This is a genomic window from Sphingomonas sp. AC522, assembly GCF_979258125.1.
On record NZ_OZ409836.1, the window covers coordinates 2,008,397 to 2,024,104 of the forward strand.

16 protein-coding genes are annotated in these 15,708 nt (G+C 65.6%); 13 read left to right on the forward strand and 3 right to left on the reverse strand.

Translation table 11 applies throughout. From position 1 onward, the window contains the following. Positions 1-51: 51 nt before the first annotated feature. The 12 genes from ACZZZM_RS09925 (at position 52) to tatC (ending at position 12,407) form a co-directional block, all read left to right on the forward strand. Positions 52-1,959 carry an SPOR domain-containing protein gene (locus ACZZZM_RS09925; RefSeq protein WP_463594934.1) on the forward strand — a complete coding sequence of 636 codons (1,908 nt, stop codon included), beginning with the start codon at positions 52-54 and terminating at the stop codon, positions 1,957-1,959. Then, positions 1,956-3,122, forward strand: a complete 1,167-nt coding sequence (locus ACZZZM_RS09930; protein WP_463594935.1) for a deoxyguanosinetriphosphate triphosphohydrolase — start codon at positions 1,956-1,958, stop codon at positions 3,120-3,122. Before ACZZZM_RS09925 ends, ACZZZM_RS09930 begins: the two co-directional genes overlap by 4 nt. A gap of 60 nt (positions 3,123-3,182) precedes the next feature. Further along, the gene (locus ACZZZM_RS09935; protein WP_463594936.1) at positions 3,183-4,661 is read left to right on the forward strand and encodes a DUF1800 domain-containing protein; all 1,479 of its coding nucleotides are present in this window, start codon (positions 3,183-3,185) and stop codon (positions 4,659-4,661) included. 3 nt (positions 4,662-4,664) lie between these two features. Beyond that, positions 4,665-5,816 (forward strand): DUF1501 domain-containing protein, encoded by a 1,152-nt coding sequence (locus tag ACZZZM_RS09940; RefSeq protein ID WP_463594938.1) that lies wholly within the window; start codon positions 4,665-4,667, stop codon positions 5,814-5,816. An 85-nt stretch (positions 5,817-5,901) separates the two neighbouring features. Next, positions 5,902-7,629, forward strand: a complete 1,728-nt coding sequence (argS, locus tag ACZZZM_RS09945) for an arginine--tRNA ligase (RefSeq protein WP_463594939.1) — start codon at positions 5,902-5,904, stop codon at positions 7,627-7,629. Next, positions 7,629-8,339: an SPOR domain-containing protein gene (locus ACZZZM_RS09950; RefSeq protein ID WP_463594940.1), complete on the forward strand. Its 711-nt coding sequence runs from the start codon at positions 7,629-7,631 to the stop codon at positions 8,337-8,339. Before argS ends, ACZZZM_RS09950 begins: the two co-directional genes overlap by 1 nt. Before the next feature lie 110 nt (positions 8,340-8,449). Beyond that, positions 8,450-9,457, forward strand: coding sequence for a beta-N-acetylhexosaminidase (gene nagZ / locus ACZZZM_RS09955; protein WP_463594941.1), 1,008 nt, complete (start codon positions 8,450-8,452; stop codon positions 9,455-9,457). Between the two features lie 23 nt (positions 9,458-9,480). Beyond that, positions 9,481-10,218, forward strand: a complete 738-nt coding sequence (locus ACZZZM_RS09960; RefSeq protein WP_463594942.1) for a segregation and condensation protein A — start codon at positions 9,481-9,483, stop codon at positions 10,216-10,218. Further along, on the forward strand, positions 10,215-10,805 hold the full coding sequence (gene scpB / locus ACZZZM_RS09965; RefSeq protein ID WP_463594943.1) for an SMC-Scp complex subunit ScpB: 591 nt from the start codon (positions 10,215-10,217) through the stop codon (positions 10,803-10,805). The genes ACZZZM_RS09960 and scpB overlap by 4 nt, the downstream gene beginning before the upstream one ends. A gap of 27 nt (positions 10,806-10,832) precedes the next feature. Beyond that, positions 10,833-11,063, forward strand: a complete 231-nt coding sequence (locus ACZZZM_RS09970) for a Sec-independent protein translocase subunit TatA (protein ID WP_463594944.1) — start codon at positions 10,833-10,835, stop codon at positions 11,061-11,063. 172 nt (positions 11,064-11,235) lie between these two features. Beyond that, positions 11,236-11,646: a Sec-independent protein translocase protein TatB gene (tatB, locus tag ACZZZM_RS09975; protein WP_463594946.1), complete on the forward strand. Its 411-nt coding sequence runs from the start codon at positions 11,236-11,238 to the stop codon at positions 11,644-11,646. Further along, the gene (gene tatC, locus ACZZZM_RS09980) at positions 11,643-12,407 is read left to right on the forward strand and encodes a twin-arginine translocase subunit TatC (protein WP_463594947.1); all 765 of its coding nucleotides are present in this window, start codon (positions 11,643-11,645) and stop codon (positions 12,405-12,407) included. Before tatB ends, tatC begins: the two co-directional genes overlap by 4 nt. 35 nt (positions 12,408-12,442) lie before the next feature. On the opposite strand, the gene ACZZZM_RS09985 is transcribed toward tatC, so the two are convergent. From ACZZZM_RS09985 to ACZZZM_RS09995, 3 genes are all read right to left on the reverse strand, one after another. Continuing rightward, positions 12,443-12,577, reverse strand: a complete 135-nt coding sequence (locus ACZZZM_RS09985) for an entericidin A/B family lipoprotein (RefSeq protein WP_463594948.1) — start codon at positions 12,575-12,577, stop codon at positions 12,443-12,445. A 274-nt stretch (positions 12,578-12,851) separates the two neighbouring features. Further along, on the reverse strand, positions 12,852-14,432 hold the full coding sequence (locus ACZZZM_RS09990) for a sensor histidine kinase (protein ID WP_463594949.1): 1,581 nt from the start codon (positions 14,430-14,432) through the stop codon (positions 12,852-12,854). Positions 14,433-14,442: 10 nt separating this feature from the next. After that, positions 14,443-14,610, reverse strand: coding sequence for a NepR family anti-sigma factor (locus tag ACZZZM_RS09995; protein WP_463594950.1), 168 nt, complete (start codon positions 14,608-14,610; stop codon positions 14,443-14,445). A 245-nt stretch (positions 14,611-14,855) separates the two neighbouring features. Here ACZZZM_RS09995 and ACZZZM_RS10000 point away from each other — a divergent pair, with 245 nt between their 5' ends. Then, positions 14,856-15,653, forward strand: coding sequence for a response regulator (locus tag ACZZZM_RS10000; protein WP_463594951.1), 798 nt, complete (start codon positions 14,856-14,858; stop codon positions 15,651-15,653). Positions 15,654-15,708: the final 55 nt, after the last annotated feature.

Genomic DNA, 15,708 nt, shown 5'->3' on the forward strand with positions numbered 1-15,708 from the left:
CGGCGCGCGTCATTGGCGGTTCAGCGGATGTCGCGTCTAGTCTCGCCCAGCATGATCCGGATTCGCTTCCTTCGCTCGACGGCGCTCGTTCTTGCGCTCGCCGCAGCCACGCCTGCTTTCGCCCAGCGCGAAGTGGTTGCTGTGCCCAATCCCGATGCCGATCGGCTGGCGGGCGAAGTGCGGCGGCTCGCGGCCGATCCGCGCGATACGCTGGCGCTGCTCGATGCGGGCGATTTGAGCGCACGGCTGGGCGATACCTCCGCAGCGCTGGCTTTTTTCGCGCGCGCCGAAGCGATCGATCCCACCAACCCCCGCATCCTGTCAGGCCGCGCCTCGACGCTGGTGCGGCTTGAACGGCCGGGCGAGGCGCTGCGGCTGTTCCAGCAGGCCGAGGCGCGCGGGCTTCGCGTCAGCCAGTTCGCGAGCGATCGTGGCTGGGCCTATGATTTGCTCGGGGCGCCGGACCTCGCCCAGCGCGATTACCGGACTGCGCTGGCGGCATTCCGCGATGACGAGACCGTGCGCCGCTATGCGCTGTCGCTCGGCATCACCGGCGATGTCGATCAGGCGATGAAGGAGCTCGATCCCTTGCTGCGGCGGAGCGACCGTGCCGCGTGGCGCGCGCGGGCATTCATCCTTGCGATGAACGGTGATCTTTCGGGAGCCGACCGCATCGCCACGACGATGATGCCCGGTTCGATGGGTTCGGCTCTGTCTCCCTTCTTTCGCCGGCTTGCGGGAATGGCACCCGCCGATCGCGCCTTTGCCGTGCATTTCGGCCAGCTTTTGCCCACCCAGACGCGGCTCGCAGATGCCCGCGTGGCGCCTGCCTTCCAGCGTTATGTGCCGCAGCCCAGGCCGGTCGAAGTCGCCGCCGCCCCGCCGGCCGCCACGAAGACTCAGCCCGAGCGCCAGGGCCGTGACCGCCGTTCGCGCCGCGAACGCGAGCGGGACGAGCGCGAGGCCGCTGCTCTCGCCACGCGACGTCCTGTTGCACCGGTAGTTGCCGCCGCCCCGTCGCTGCCGCCGCCACCGCAATATGTCGAGCAGCGCGAGATCGTGCAGCCGACGCCTGCACCAGCGCCGACGCCGGCCCCTCCGCCCGCACAGGTCGCCACGCGCACCGTGACGCCGGTGCCCGTACGGGAGCCTGCGCCGACCCCGACACCCGCACCCGTGCAGGTCGCGACGCGCACCGTTGCGCCGCCGCCTGCGCCTACTCCGACGCCCACTCCCGCGCCGGTCCAGCTGGCGAGCCGCGCGCTGATGCCGCTGCCCGAGCGCTTCTCCATTGCCGGTCCGATTGCGCAGCCGAGGGCAGAGCCGCAACCCGAGGCGGTTGCTCCGCAGCCCGCGCCGCCGCCCGAGCCGGCACGCGTGGGGCAGGAGGATTCGGTGCTCGCATCGATCATCAGCACGATCACCATCCCCGCGGATGAGCTCGAAGCGGTGACCAAGGTGCCCGAAGCCGCACCTGCGCCCGAACCGGTGCGCACACCCGAGCCCGAGCCTGTGCGCATCGCCGAGGTTCCGCCTGCTCCTGCGAAGCCCAAGGTGGAAGCCGCCAAGCCCAAGCCTGAAGCAGCCAAGCCAGCGGCCAAGGCTCCGGCCAAGCTCGACCCCAAGAAGCCTGACCCCAAAGCGAAGAAGCCCGAACCCAAGAAGCCCGATCCGGCCAAGGCCGAACCGTCGCGGACCTGGGTGCAGGTGGCAGGCGGGGCCAACGAAGCGGCGCTGTCCAAGGCGTGGAAGGCAGTCGTCGCCAAGGCGCCGGTCGCGATGAAGGGCAGGGGCGCCTGGTCGACGCCGCTGCGCGCCACCAATCGCGTGCTGGCTGGGCCTTTCAAGTCGAGTGCGGAGGCGCAGGCTTTCGTAAATACCCTCGGCAAATCGGGCGTCTCGGCGTTCGTGTTCACCAGCGAAGCGGGGCAGAAAGTCACCCGATTGACGCTTAAGTGAGCGTGCGCGCGCCATGGGCGTGCACTCCTTCACAAAGCCGCGGCCGCCTTCATAAAGAACAGACCGGGACCATCCGCGGCCCGCGCGACGCCTTTCAGCGCGACCGCGACCGGATCATTCATTCGATCGCCTTTCGCCGCCTGCGCTCCAAGACGCAGGTGTTCATGGCCCCCGACGGCGATCATTTCCGCGTGCGGCTGACGCATAGCCTCGAAGTCGCGCAGATCGGGCGGACCGTGGCGCGCGCGCTCGGGCTCAACGAAGATCTAACCGAGGCGCTGTGCCTGGCGCACGATATCGGCCATCCGCCCTTCGGCCATGCCGGCGAGCGTGCGCTGGAGGAGGCGCTGGCGGGGCAGGGCGGCTTCGATCACAACGGCCACACGCTGCGGACGCTGACCACGCTGGAGCGACCCTATCCTGCCTGGGACGGTCTCAATCTGACCTGGGACACGCTGGAGGGATTGGCCAAGCACAATGGGCCGATCTACGAGCCGCAATGGGCGCTGGCCGCAGCCGACGCGCAATTCCCGCTCGAGCTCGAGCGTTGGCCTTCGCTCGAGGCGCAAGTCGCGGCGATCGCCGACGATATCGCCTATGACAACCACGACATCGACGATGGCCTGCGCGCCGGGCTGCTGACCCTCGATCAATTGATGGAAGTGCCGATGGTCGCGCAGGGCTGGCGCGCGGTGGAAGTCAAATATCCGGGGGTGGAGCGCAAGCGGCTGATCGGCGAAATGGTGCGGTCGCAGATCGGCACGATGGCGAACGATTTGATCGAGGCGACGCGCGCGCGGGTGATCGAGAGCGGCGTGCAATCGGTGGCGGACGTGCGCGCGGCGGGGCACTGCATCGCGCACTTCTCCGAAGGCATGCGTGAGGCCGAGCGCGGGCTGAAGGCATTCATGTATGCCAATCTCTATCACCATCCGGACCAGATCGCCGCCGCCGACGCGGCGCACCGGATGGTGGCGGGGCTGTTCGCTGCCTATGCCGCGGAGCCTGGGCTGATGCCCGAGGAATGGCGCGATGCGCTGCCCGAGGGAGAGCCATGGCGCAGCCGGCACATCGCAGATTTCATCGCCGGGATGACCGACCGCTATGCTATTGCGCGCTATCGCCAGGTGGTCGGGCCGATCGACCTTCCCGAAGGTTTCTGACCGGCACACTTTTGCGACAGATCGGGTGCATGATCGCCCGACTCGGCAGAGGAGCATGGGATGAGCGAAGCCAGCATCGCGCTGAACCGTTTCGGACTGGGAGGACGCCCCGGCGACAATCCGGGCGCCAATCCGCGGCAATGGCTGGGCGCCCAGCTCCAGCGTTACGAGCCGCGCCCTCAGCCGATCGCGGCGTTGCCGCCGACTGCGCAGATAGCGAGCGAGCTTGCCGATTATCTGCAGCAGGTTCGCGAAATGCGGCGTGAGGCAGGACCCCGCCGGCCTGCACCTGCGCAGCCGGCAATGGCGGATACGCAAGCTGCACCGGGCGAGGAGAAGGAGGATCCGGCTGATCCCGTGGCGCAAGCCCGCCGGTTCGCCCGGCGACAGGGGCGCGAATATTATGCCGCCGCAGTGGGTGCGCGCGCCAGCGTAGCGCTGGCTTCGCCGACGCCCTTTGCCGAGCGGCTCGTGCATTTCTGGTCGAATCATTTCGCGGTTTCGGCTGACAAATTGCAGGTCATCGGGCTGGCCGGCGCGTTCGAGTTCGACGCGATCCGGCCGCATGTGATGGGCAGGTTCGGGGATATGCTCCACGCGGTCGAGCGGCATCCGGCGATGCTGCTCTATCTCGATCAGGCGCAGTCGATCGGGCCCAACAGCATGGCCGGACAGGTCGCGCAGCGCCGCAATGCCGCGCAGACGCCAGGACTCAACGAGAATCTGGCGCGCGAAATATTGGAGCTGCACACGCTCGGCGTCCGCACCGGCTATGGGCAGGCGGACGTCACGGAGTTCGCCCGCGCGATGACCGGCTGGACCGTGGCGGGGCTGGGCCGGGGCAGGGGCGCACGCTTTGCCGGCACCGAGGGCGAGGCCGGCAAGTTCGTCTTTGCCGAGCGCCTGCACGAGCCCGGTGCACGCACGATCCTCGGCAAGAGCTGGAGCGAGGGTGGAGAAGGCCAGGCTGCCGCGGTGCTCGACATGCTCGCAGTACATCCGGCGACAGCCAAGCATATCGCGAACAAGCTGGCACGGCACTTTGCCGGCGACGAACCACCGCCTGCGCTGGTGGCGCGGCTGGAGGGCGCATTCCTCAAATCGGGCGGCGACTTGCCCACGCTTTACAGAACGTTGATCGATTCTCCCGAATGCTGGGCCGCGCAGCCGGTCAAGTTCAAGTCGCCCTGGGAATGGTCGATCTCGGCGCTTCGTGCGCTCGGGACACCACAGGTCCAGCCCGCGGCGGCGACTGGGCTGCTTACCCAGCTTGGCCAGCCAGTCTGGCGGCCGGGCTCACCCGCGGGGTGGGACGATGTCGCCGCGGCATGGGCGGGCCCAGATGCGGTGATGCGCCGCGTCGAGGCTGCGGAGCGGATGGCACAGCGCACGCGGGACATGATCGACGCCCGCAGCCGCGCCACGCAGCTTTTCCCCGGAGCGCTTAGCGAGATGACGACGCAAGCAATCGCGCGCGCCGAAAGCCCCGGCCAGGGTGTCGCGCTGATGCTCGTCGCCCCAGAATTCATGCGGAGATAGGCCATGCTGAACCGACGCAATTTCGTGAATCTGGGCGCCACTGCGCTGCTGACCTCAACGCTCGGCGCGCGGATGACGTTCGCCAGCGCCGCGACGACCAAGCGCTTCGTCTTCATCATCCAGCGTGGTGCGGCGGACGGGCTCGGGACTATCGCGCCTGTCGGCGATCCCGCGTTCGTCAGCCAGCGCGGCGCGCTCGCCGAGGACTTCGCCTCCGCGGCAAAGCTCGATTCCATGTTCGCGCTGCATCCGGCGCTGGCCAATGTGGGTGGGCTCTATCAGGCCAAGCAGGCCTTGTTCGTCCACGCCGTCGCCTCGCCCTATCGCGATCGTTCGCATTTCGACGGGCAGAACGTGCTCGAGACCGGCGGCACCTCTGCCTATGCGCTCAAGGACGGCTGGCTCAATCGGCTGCTCTCGCTGCTGCCGAAGGAGGATCGCGCGATTGCGCTCGCCGCTACCGTGCCGATGGCGCTGCGCGGATCGGTCGAAGTCGCAAGCTATGCGCCCTCGGCACTACCCGATGCTTCGGACGATCTGCTCGGCCGCGTCTCGGCGATGTATGCGCAGGATCCGCAGCTCCACGCGGTCTGGGAGCAGGCGACGGCGACGCGGATGCTGACCAGCGACATGGCCGCCGACAATGGCCGCAACGCCGCCGCCACCGGCGATCTGGCTGCCAAACTGCTCAGCGCCGAGGGCGGAGCACGGATCGCGATGATCGAGACCGGAGGCTGGGACACGCATGCCGGGCAGCGCGGGCGCCTCGCGGCGCAGTTGCGCGGGCTCGACGGGATGATCGGCGCGCTGAAGGCCGGGCTGGGACCGCTCTGGGCGGACACGATGGTGCTGGTCGCGACCGAGTTCGGGCGAACGGTGAAGGTCAACGGCACCGGCGGAACCGATCACGGCACGGGTTCAGCGGCGATGCTGATGGGCGGCGCAGTCAATGGTGGGCGCGTCATGGCGGACTGGCCCGGTCTGTCGGATGCGGCCTTGTATGAGGGGCGCGATCTCAAGCCTACCATGGGGCTGGATACGCTGATCAACAGCGCCGTAAGTTCGCATTTCGGCCTGTCGGCGGGGCAGGCGGCGGCGAAGCTGTTCCCGGACATGCGCGCATCGCGGCTGATCGCGGATCTGGTGCGGGCCTGACTATCACCGTCACCTCCGCTTTCGCGGGGATGACGAGAGGTGGGCATTAAGCTAGAGCGCGCGCTTCCTCTGATCTGGAACCGCAATGACCCTCTACGCCCGTTTCGCTACCCATCTCGACGCCGCGCTCGATGCCCTTGTCGCATCCGGCGATCTTCCGGCGGGGCTGGAGCGACGCGCGGTTACGGTCGAGCCACCGCGCGATCCCTCGCATGGCGATCTGGCGACCAATGCCGCAATGGTGCTCGCCAAGCCTGCCGGGACCAACCCGCGGGCGCTGGCCGAGAAGCTGGCGGCGGAGCTGGAAAAACTGGGTACGGTCCAGTCGGTCAACGTGGCCGGCCCAGGCTTCATCAACATGACGCTGACCGATGCGACATGGCGCGAGGAGCTCGCCGCGATCCTCGATGCCGGCGAGGCCTATGGCCGCTCGACGATGGGCGCGGGCGTTACCGTCAACGTCGAATATGTCTCCGCCAACCCTACGGGGCCCATGCACATGGGGCATTGCCGCGGTGCCGTGGTCGGCGATGCGCTGGCGAGCCTGCTCGAATATGCCGGGCACAAGGTGGTCCGCGAATATTACGTCAACGATGCCGGCGGCCAGGTCGATACGCTCGCGCGCTCGGCGCACCTGCGGTACCAGGAGGCCTTGGGCGTCGAGATCGGCGATATCCCCGAAGGGCTCTATCCCGGCGAGTATCTGAAGCCGGTCGGCGACGCGCTCGCGCATCGTCATGGACCCAAGTTCCTCGATGCGCCCGAGAGCGAATGGCTGATCGAGTTCCGCAAGACTGCGGTTGCGGACATGCTGGTGATGATCAAGGCGGACTTGGCGCTGCTCGGCATTCATCACGACCTGTTCTCGTCCGAGGCCGAACTCCAGGCGGCGGGCAAGCCGGCCGATGCCGAAGCGTGGCTGCGCGCGCGCGATCTCGTCTATGATGGCGTGCTCGAAGCTCCCAAGGGCGAAACCCCCGACGATTGGGAGCCGGTCGAGCTGCCATTGTTTCGCTCGACCCAATTCGGCGACGATCAGGATCGCCCGATCAAGAAGTCCAACGGCAGCTGGACCTATTTCGGTGCCGACCTCGCTTATCATTTCCAGAAGGCGCAATCAGCGGACCAGTTGATCGACATCTGGGGCGCGGATCACGCCGGTACGGTCAAGCGGATCGTCGCGGCGGTGGCGGCGCTGACCGAGGGCAAGACCCGGTTCGACGTCAAGCTCGTCCAGATGGTGCGGCTGCTGCGCGCGGGCGAGCCGGTCAAGATGTCCAAGCGCTCGGGCAATTTCGTCACGCTTGCCGATGTCGTCCAGGAAGTCGGCAAGGACGTCGTCCGCTTCACCATGCTGACGCGCAAGGCCGATGCGCAGATGGATTTCGACTTCGCCAAGGTGGTCGAGGCGTCGAAGGACAATCCGGTCTTCTATGTAAACTATGCGCACGCCCGCATCGCATCGCTGCATCGTAAGGCCGCGGAGGCCGGCATCGACTGTCCCAATGCGGAACTGTCCCTGCTTGATACGGAAGAGCTTGGCGTCGTGAAGCTCGCCGCGCAGTTCCCGCGGATCGTCGAGGCCGCGGCGCTGGCCCGCGAGCCGCACCGAATTGCATTCTATCTCTACGACTTGGCGGCGGCATTTCATGCACTGTGGAATCAGGGCAACGACGATCCCCAGCGCCGCTTCCTGCTTCCCGATCAAACAGGGTTAACGTGCGCGCGGCTTTATCTGGCGCGTGGGATCGGGCAAATTGTGCGTAACGGGCTCGGGATCATGGGAGTCGAGGCCGTCCAGGAGATGAAGTGATGAGTAGGGAACCCGGTTATGGCGACGACGATCGCCTGCCGTGGCTTGAAACGGTCGAAGAGGATTATCGTGAGGGTCCTTCGTTCGGCCGGATATTGCTGCTCATTATCCTGCTTCTGCTCGTCATCGGCGCGGCTGTGGGCGGCTATTACTGGTATCAGAAGCAGCAGGGCCTGACCGGCAACGGCCAGCTGATCAATGCCCAGGAAGGCGATTACAAGGTCAAGCCCGACGAGCCCGGCGGTCAGGTCGTCGAAGGCGAGGGCGACACCATCTTCTCGACCAGCCAGGGCAATGCCAGCAATGCCAGCATCAATGCCGGCGCAGTGCCCGAAGCGCCGGTCGATGGCAGCAAGGCCGCGCAGGGCAGCGGTACTGATCAGGGCAGCAAGACCGCCAAGATGCCGGTGCCGGCCGCGGGCAGCCAGCCGGCAGCACGGCCCGCGCCTGCGGCTCCGGCCGCCAACAGCGGCTCGGGCTCGCTGATCCAGCTCGGCGCCTTCCCGGACGAGGGCGGCGCAAATGCCGCATGGGACCGGCTGTCGAAGCGGTTCGCGTATCTGGCGCCGCTCGGCAAATCGGTCGAGCGCGGGGAGAAGGACGGCAAGCCGGTGTTCCGACTGCGCGTCAACACCGGCTCGAACGGGCAGGCCAAGGAGATCTGCGGCAAGCTCAAGATCGCCGGCGAGAATTGCTACGTGGCGAATTGACGGCGAGGCCTTCGCCCTGAACTTGTTTCAGGGTCCAACCCTCCTCAGGCGACAGCGCTTGTGGAAAAATGGATGCTGAAACAAGTTCAGCATGACGGTATGGGGGGCGGATGAAGCCCGTAATCTTCGGCGTCTCCGGACACACGCTCACCCCCGACGAACGCGCCTTTTTCAAGGAGGCGGACCCGCTCGGCTACATATTGTTCGCGCGCAATTGCGGCGATCGGGCGCAGATGCGTGCGCTCACCGACAGTATCCGCGAGTTGACCGGGCGCGATGACGTGCCGATCCTGATCGATCAGGAAGGCGGCCGCGTTGCGCGGATGCGCGCGCCGGTCTGGCCCGAATTCCCCGCGGGCGCTTCGTTCAATGCGCTGTATGAAAAGGCGCCGATCTCGGCGATCGAGGCGGCGCGGCACAATTATCACGCGCTGGCGCTCATGCTCCACGAAGTCGGCGTGAACGTCGATTGCGCGCCCTTGCTCGATGTCGTGACGCCGCAGGTAACGCAGGCGATCGGCGACCGCGCGTTCGGCAGCGACCCGATGCAGGTCGCGGCATTAGGCCGCGCGGCAGTCGAGGGGCTGCGGCGCGGTGGTGTGGTCGGCGTGGTCAAGCATATGCCTGGGCATGGCCGGGCGGTGGTCGATAGCCATCTCGAACTGCCCCGAGTTAACGTCGACGCTGCAGCGCTCATGACCGATATCGAGCCGTTCCGAAGCAATAACGACGCGCCGATGGCGATGACCTGTCACGTCGTCTTCGAAGCTTGGGACGCCGAGCGACCGGCAACGCTTTCCCCAACCGTGATCCAGGAAATCATCCGTGAGACCATCGGATTCGAAGGTCTGTTGATGACCGACGATATTGACATGAAGGCGCTGTCGGGCACCGCCGGCGAGAAGGCAACGCTGGCGCTGGCGGCGGGATGCGACGTGGTGCTCGATTGCTGGGCGCGGATGGACGAGATGGTCGAGATCGCCGGCCTGCTCGGCGATGCGACGCCCGAATGCGTGGCACGGCTGGATCGCGCAATGGCCACCGTCGCGGGCGGGCCGCTGCCCGCCGACATGATCGAGCTAATGGCGATCCGGGACGAACTGCTGGCGCTCGCCTGAGGCCTCTGCTTAACTCGCCCCCGATGAGCGAAGACACCGCCGAAATCCTGACGATCGACGTGGACGGGTGGGAAGGGCCGCTCGATCTGTTGCTGACGCTCGCGCGCAACCAGAAGGTCGATCTGCGCGCGATTTCGATTCTCGAACTGGTCGATCAATATATCGCCTTCGTGAACCAGGCGCGCGAGCTGCGGCTGGAGCTCGCGGCCGATTATCTGGTGATGGCGGCGTGGCTGGCCTATCTCAAATCGGCGCTGCTGCTGCCGCGCAATCCCGAAGAGAGCCCGAGCCCCGAGGAGCTGGCGCTCCGCCTGCAGCTGCGGCTCGAGCGGCTCAATGCGATGCGCGAAGCCGGGGCGCGGCTGGTCGCGCGCGATCGGCTGGGGCGCGACATCTTCCGCCGCGGCGCGCCCGAAGGCCTGCGCGTGCTGCGCAAGGCCAAGTGGGAAGCCGAAATTTTCGATCTGATCTCGGCCTATGGCCGGATCAGCGCGCGCACCCGGCCGGTGATGCACGTCGTCGCGGTGCGCGATGTGATGACGCTGGAGGAGGCAATCGAGCGCGTATCGAGCCTGATCGGCGCGCGGATCGAGTGGTCGACGATTGAGACGTTTTTACCCGAAGGCGCGAGCGGCAGCTATCGCAAGTCGGCGCTGGCCTCGTCCTTCGTCGCGGCCCTCGAACTGGCGCGGCAGGGCAGGGTGGAGCTCCAGCAGAAATCGGCCTTCGCGCCGCTCTATCTGAAGGCCGCCGGCGCATGATCCGCGAGGACGATCTGTCGCGCGCCGTCGAAGCGATCCTGTTCGCCTCAGAGCATCCCTTGTCGGTGGATGAGATCAAGGCGCATGTCGGGGCAGATGCCGATGTCCGCGGCGCGCTGGCCGAACTGGAGCGCATCTATGCCGGACGCGGAATCGATCTGGTGCGCCGCGGCGACCGCTGGCACTTTCAGACCGCGGCCGATCTCGCGCATTTGCTCCGCCGCGATCGCGAGGAGAGTCGCAAGCTCAGCCGCGCCGGCATCGAGACGCTGGCGATCATCGCCTATCACGAGCCGGTCACCCGCGCCGAGATCGAGGCGATCCGCGGGGTGCAGATCAGCAGGGGCACGATCGACGTGTTGATGGAGGCGGGCTGGGTGCGCCCGGCCGGGCGGCGCGAAGTTCCCGGCCGTCCCCTGACCTATGCCACCACGCCTGGCTTCCTCACGCATTTCGGTCTCGCCACGCGCCGCGACCTTCCCGGAATGGACGACCTCAAGGCAGCTGGGCTGCTTGATCCGGTCGATCTGGCCTTCGAGGGGCTGGGTCCTGACGAAGAGGTGGAAACCGAAGCGCAAGAAGACTAGATACCACCTGAATCAAGGAGAGTTTCGATGGGTGGTTTTAGCCTGGTGCACTGGATCGTGCTCGGCGTGGTGGCGATCCTGCTGCTCGGCGGCGGTCGTTTCTCGAACATGATGGGCGACGTCGCCAAAGGCATCAAGCAGTTCAAGAAGGGTATGGCCGAGGACGACGACAAGCCCGAAGCGAGCCGGATCGAAACCAAGAAGGCGGCGGATCCCGCTTATGACGTCGAAGCCGAACGCACCCGCGAGGAGCGTTGATTGATCGCTCCCCTCCCTGCAAGGGGGGGCCGGGGTGGGTCTTTGCTCGCGGTACGGCAGACTGACCGCCTTGAATTTCCGTATTGCCCAGACGCCACCCCACCCCAAACCCTCCCTGCGAGGGAGGGGAATGAAGTGGCAGAACCAACAAGGCCTTATCGGCAAATGACCGATGCTTGATTTCAACGCGCCCGAATTCCTGGTCGTCGCGATCGTCGCCTTGCTGGTGATCGGTCCCAAGGATCTGCCCAAGGCGATGCGCTTTCTCGGCAAATGGGTCGGCAAGGCCCGCGGAGTCGCGCGCCAGTTCCGCTCGGGCTTCGATGCGATGGTCCGCGAATCCGAGCTGGCCGAGATGGAGAAGCAATGGGCTGCCGAGAATGAGCGGATCATGCGCGAGCATCCGGTCGCCTCGCTGCCGGCGCCCCAGCCCGAACATTTCGTCAGCGAAGACGGTCCGCTGGTGACGGTCGAGCAGCCCGAGCTGTTCGTCGAGGCCGAGCCGGTGGCGGCAGAGCTGGCCCCCAAGCCCAAGCGTGTCCGCAAGCCCAAGCCAAAGCCTGCCGAAGAGGCGGCCGAATGAACGATATCGACGATACCCAGGCGCCCCTGCTCGATCATCTGATCGAGCTGCGCCGCCGCCTGCTTTATTGCGTCGCAGCCCTGGTGGTGACCTTTGCCATCGGCTTCTACTTCGCCCAGCCGATCTTCTCGTTCCTCGTCCGCCCGCTGGCGGCGGCGGGGCAGACCAAGGTCATCTACACCGAGATCTTCGAGGCCTTCTTCGTTCAGGTGAAGGTCGCGTTCTTCACTGCGCTGATGGTGTCGTTCCCGGTGGTCGCGAACCAGCTGTGGCAGTTCGTCGCGCCCGGGCTCTACCGCAAGGAAAAGAAGGCGCTGCTGCCCTTCCTGCTGGCAACGCCAGCGCTGTTCATTGCGGGTGCCACACTGGCTTACACGATCGCGATCCCCACCGCGCTGCATTTCCTGCTTAGCTATCAGGGCGAAGTGGGCGGGGGCGTGCAGCAGGAGGCGCTGCCCGCGATCGGCAAATATCTCGATTTCATCATGCAATTCCTGTTCGCGTTCGGGATCACCTTCTTGCTGCCGGTATTGCTGATGCTGCTCGAACGCGCAGGGATCGTCACTTACGAGCAGTTGAAGGGCGCTTGGCGCTATGCGGTGGTTGCCGCGTTCGCGATCTCGGCGGTGCTGACCCCGCCCGATGTGGTTTCCCAGTTCCTGCTCGCGGTGCCGCTGATCGCGCTCTATTTCATCGCGCTGATCGGCATCAAGATCACGCGGAAGCGGCGCGAGGCGGAGTCCGAAGCGGAAACCGCCTGACGGCCTCTCCCGGCTGGGAGAGGCCCAGGTTCAGGTTACTTGTTGTCGTCGGCGGCATTGGCGACGGTGTCGCCCGCCGAAGCCACGTCGCGGCCTACGCCTTCGACCGTATTGCAGGCCGAAATCAAAATGGCGCCGGCAAGCGCGGCACAGGTCAGGATCTTACGCATTGAAACACTCCATCTGCCTGAGAGGGCGGAAGAGGAATGCGCGGGCGCGCTCAATCGTTCCGCATATGAAAAAGGGCCCCAATGGGACCCGGCGGAATTCTTAGTCTCTGGGAAGTGTTAGGCCCGGAAGCATCACCGGGGGGGGGAGGGTTGATGCTTCCGGGCCCATGTCTTGGATAGCGAGAGCGGGGGGGCAAAAGGTCACTATCCGAAGTATAAAACTAGCAACGCGGTCAGGGGTTCCGCGAGAATCGAAATTTTTTGAATCTTTTTTTCAGGCGTAGATTCCGGGGCGTCCGGTGATCGCGATCGAGGCTTCGTAAGCTCCCGTCAGCGGGTCGTGATGGAGCTTGGTGCGCAGCTGGCGGGCAAGGCCGCCAAGCACCCGGCCATAGCGATTCTCGAGCAACTCCTCGAGCATTGGACTCTCGACCAACGCGGGCGAAACCACCCGCAACGTCGCGCGATCCTCTTCCGGCCCCGCCTTGACCGAGATGCGTACCTGCGCCCCGGCCATGCAGCTCATCGCCAGCTCGACGATCTCGGTAAGCAGGAACGCGATTGCCGTCGCCACGTCCTGATTGACCAGCACCGGCTCGGTTTCGAGCGTGATGCCCAGGCCAGCGGCGTGCTCGGGGGCAGTCGCGCGGATATTGGCGGCCAGTTCGCCGATCACCGAGCGCAGCTCGAGCCCGCGATTTTCTTCCATTTCGGCATAATGGTTGCGATGGACCACGGCGAGGGCATCGACGCGGCGCTGGATCGAGGCATAGGCCTCGGCCGCCTCGGCGCTCTTCGCGCCGCGCGCGTGGAAATTGATCAGGCTGGCGATCACCTGCAGGTTGTTCTTCACCCGGTGATGCACTTCGCGCGTCAGCTTGGTCTGGCGGACCAGGCCTTCGGCAAGGTCGGACTCATGCTCCTGCACGGTGCGGCTGATCTCGCGGAAGGTTTCGCCGAGTTCGCGAATCTCCTGCGCTGGCATTTCGCCCATCCGCTCGAAATCGATCACTTCGCCGGGTTTGTAAGTGCCCACGCTGGTGCGAAGCCGACGCAATGGACGAATCAGTAGAGCATCGACGACGAACCAGCCGATCGCCGCCGCAGCGATCCACATCACCAACAGCAATACGGTGCTGATGATGATCGGCGATGTGATCGGCGTGCCGGGCACCGACATCTGGATCGCAAGGCTATCCACGCCTAGATCGGCGCGCACGGTTTCGCGGCGGTCGAGCGGGCCGGTGCCGGCGAGCGTGCGTAACTGCAGGCTTTCCTCGCCGGCAAGCAGGACAAGCCCATATTCGGGAACGAAGCCGTTGGGCCGCGCAATCATGTTGAGCACATCGCCCGGATAGAAAGCGACTGCGCTGGCGCCTTCATCGCCGCCGATGCGCAGCGACAGGCCGTTGTCGACGATCTTGGCCCTGATCTGCCCGGGGTTTAACACCGCCGCCCCGCCGACCGTAAAGCGCTGCCCGCACAGGATCTTGCCCGCGCCGTTGATGATTGCGAAGCGCACCGAGGCCAGCGATCCGAACGTTCCCGCAAGCCGGGTGCAGGCCGGCGTGTCCTGCGGGTTGGCCTCGATTGTGTTGAGCGCCTGGGTAAGCTGGGTGACGTGATTGCCGAGAACCGTAGCGAGCGTGCTCGAGCTTTCCTCGGTCATCGCGCTCAGCCGCTCGCGGCGTTCGCTGCTGGCGTTACGCGTAGTCTGGATGGTGATGAACAGCGCGATCAGCGCAAGGGGGAGCAGCGCTCCTCCCAGGATCAGGAATAGCTTCGCGCCGGTCTGCATGCGGGCCAGCGCCGCGACAGGAGCCCTGCTGCGCTTCTGAAGATCCCGATCTTCCATTTCCTGCTGGTTAGTCGAGCTTTTTCAGAAGCGCGAGAAGATCGTCGGGAACGGCTTCCCCCACGGCTTCATCATACGCCTGACGCAACGCGTCACCCACGTTGCGGCTCGGCTTTCCGCCCTCGTCGCCGCCCTTCGCGCGGGAAGGCTTCGTCATCTCTTTCTTAGCGGAAACCACCAATTCCCCCTCGAGGACCTCGGGACGTTCCGGGTCCGATATAAACCGAAGCCGCCGAGCGCAAGCGCAAGACGACACTTACCTGCATCAAGCAGGTCAGGCGCATGAAACCAAACAGCGCATCGTTTGTTCCACATGCGATGCAATATCCGGGGAGGGGCTTCCTTCGGGTGCATAAACATTTGCAATGGGCTGTAACGGGCGCGAAACAAGCGCCCGCACCCGAATTGGAGAATTACCCGATTATGTCGCTTGGACAGCAACTCGCGCCGCACCTTCCGCTTCTTCGGCGCTATGCCCGTGCCCTGACCGGCAGCCAGACCGATGGCGACCGTTATGTGCGCGCCGCGCTTGAGGCGATCGTCGCCGCCCCCGATCAGTTTCCACGCGAGGTCGATCCGCGCCTCGGCCTCTATCGCACCTTCCAGGCGATCTGGCAGTCGACGCATCTTGAGGAGGAAGATCTGCTCGAAGATACGACGAATGAAAATGAGGCGATCGCGCGCAAGCGCCTCGCCCAACTCACGCCGCTGTCGCGCCAGGCGCTGCTGCTGACCACGGTTGAGGGCTTCAGCATCGAGGATGCAGGCTATCTTATCGAAGAGACGCCCGAGGAGGTGTCGAAGCTTGTTGCCGAGGCAGTCTCCGAAATCGAGCGCCAGACGCGCACTCGCGTGATGATCATCGAAGACGAGCCGCTGATTGCAATGGATCTCGAGCAGATCGTCCGCGATCTCGGCCATGACGTCACCGGCGTCGCCGTCACTCGCGACGAAGCCGTGGCGCTGGCGATGGAAGACCGTCCGGGCCTCGTCCTGGCGGACATCCAGCTCGCCGATGATTCGTCGGGCATCGATGCCGTGAAGGACATCCTCGCCGAATTCGCGGTGCCGGTGATCTTCATCACCGCGTTCCCCGAGCGGCTGCTCACTGGCGAACGCCCTGAGCCGACCTTCCTGATCACCAAGCCTTTCCAGCGCGAAACCGTGAAGACGACGATCAGCCAGGCGCTGTTCTTCGATCAGGCGACGGTGCCCGTCTGAAAAAATTCGCCGCGGTTCCATATGATACGGAGCCAAAACGTTTGTGGGGGGTTTA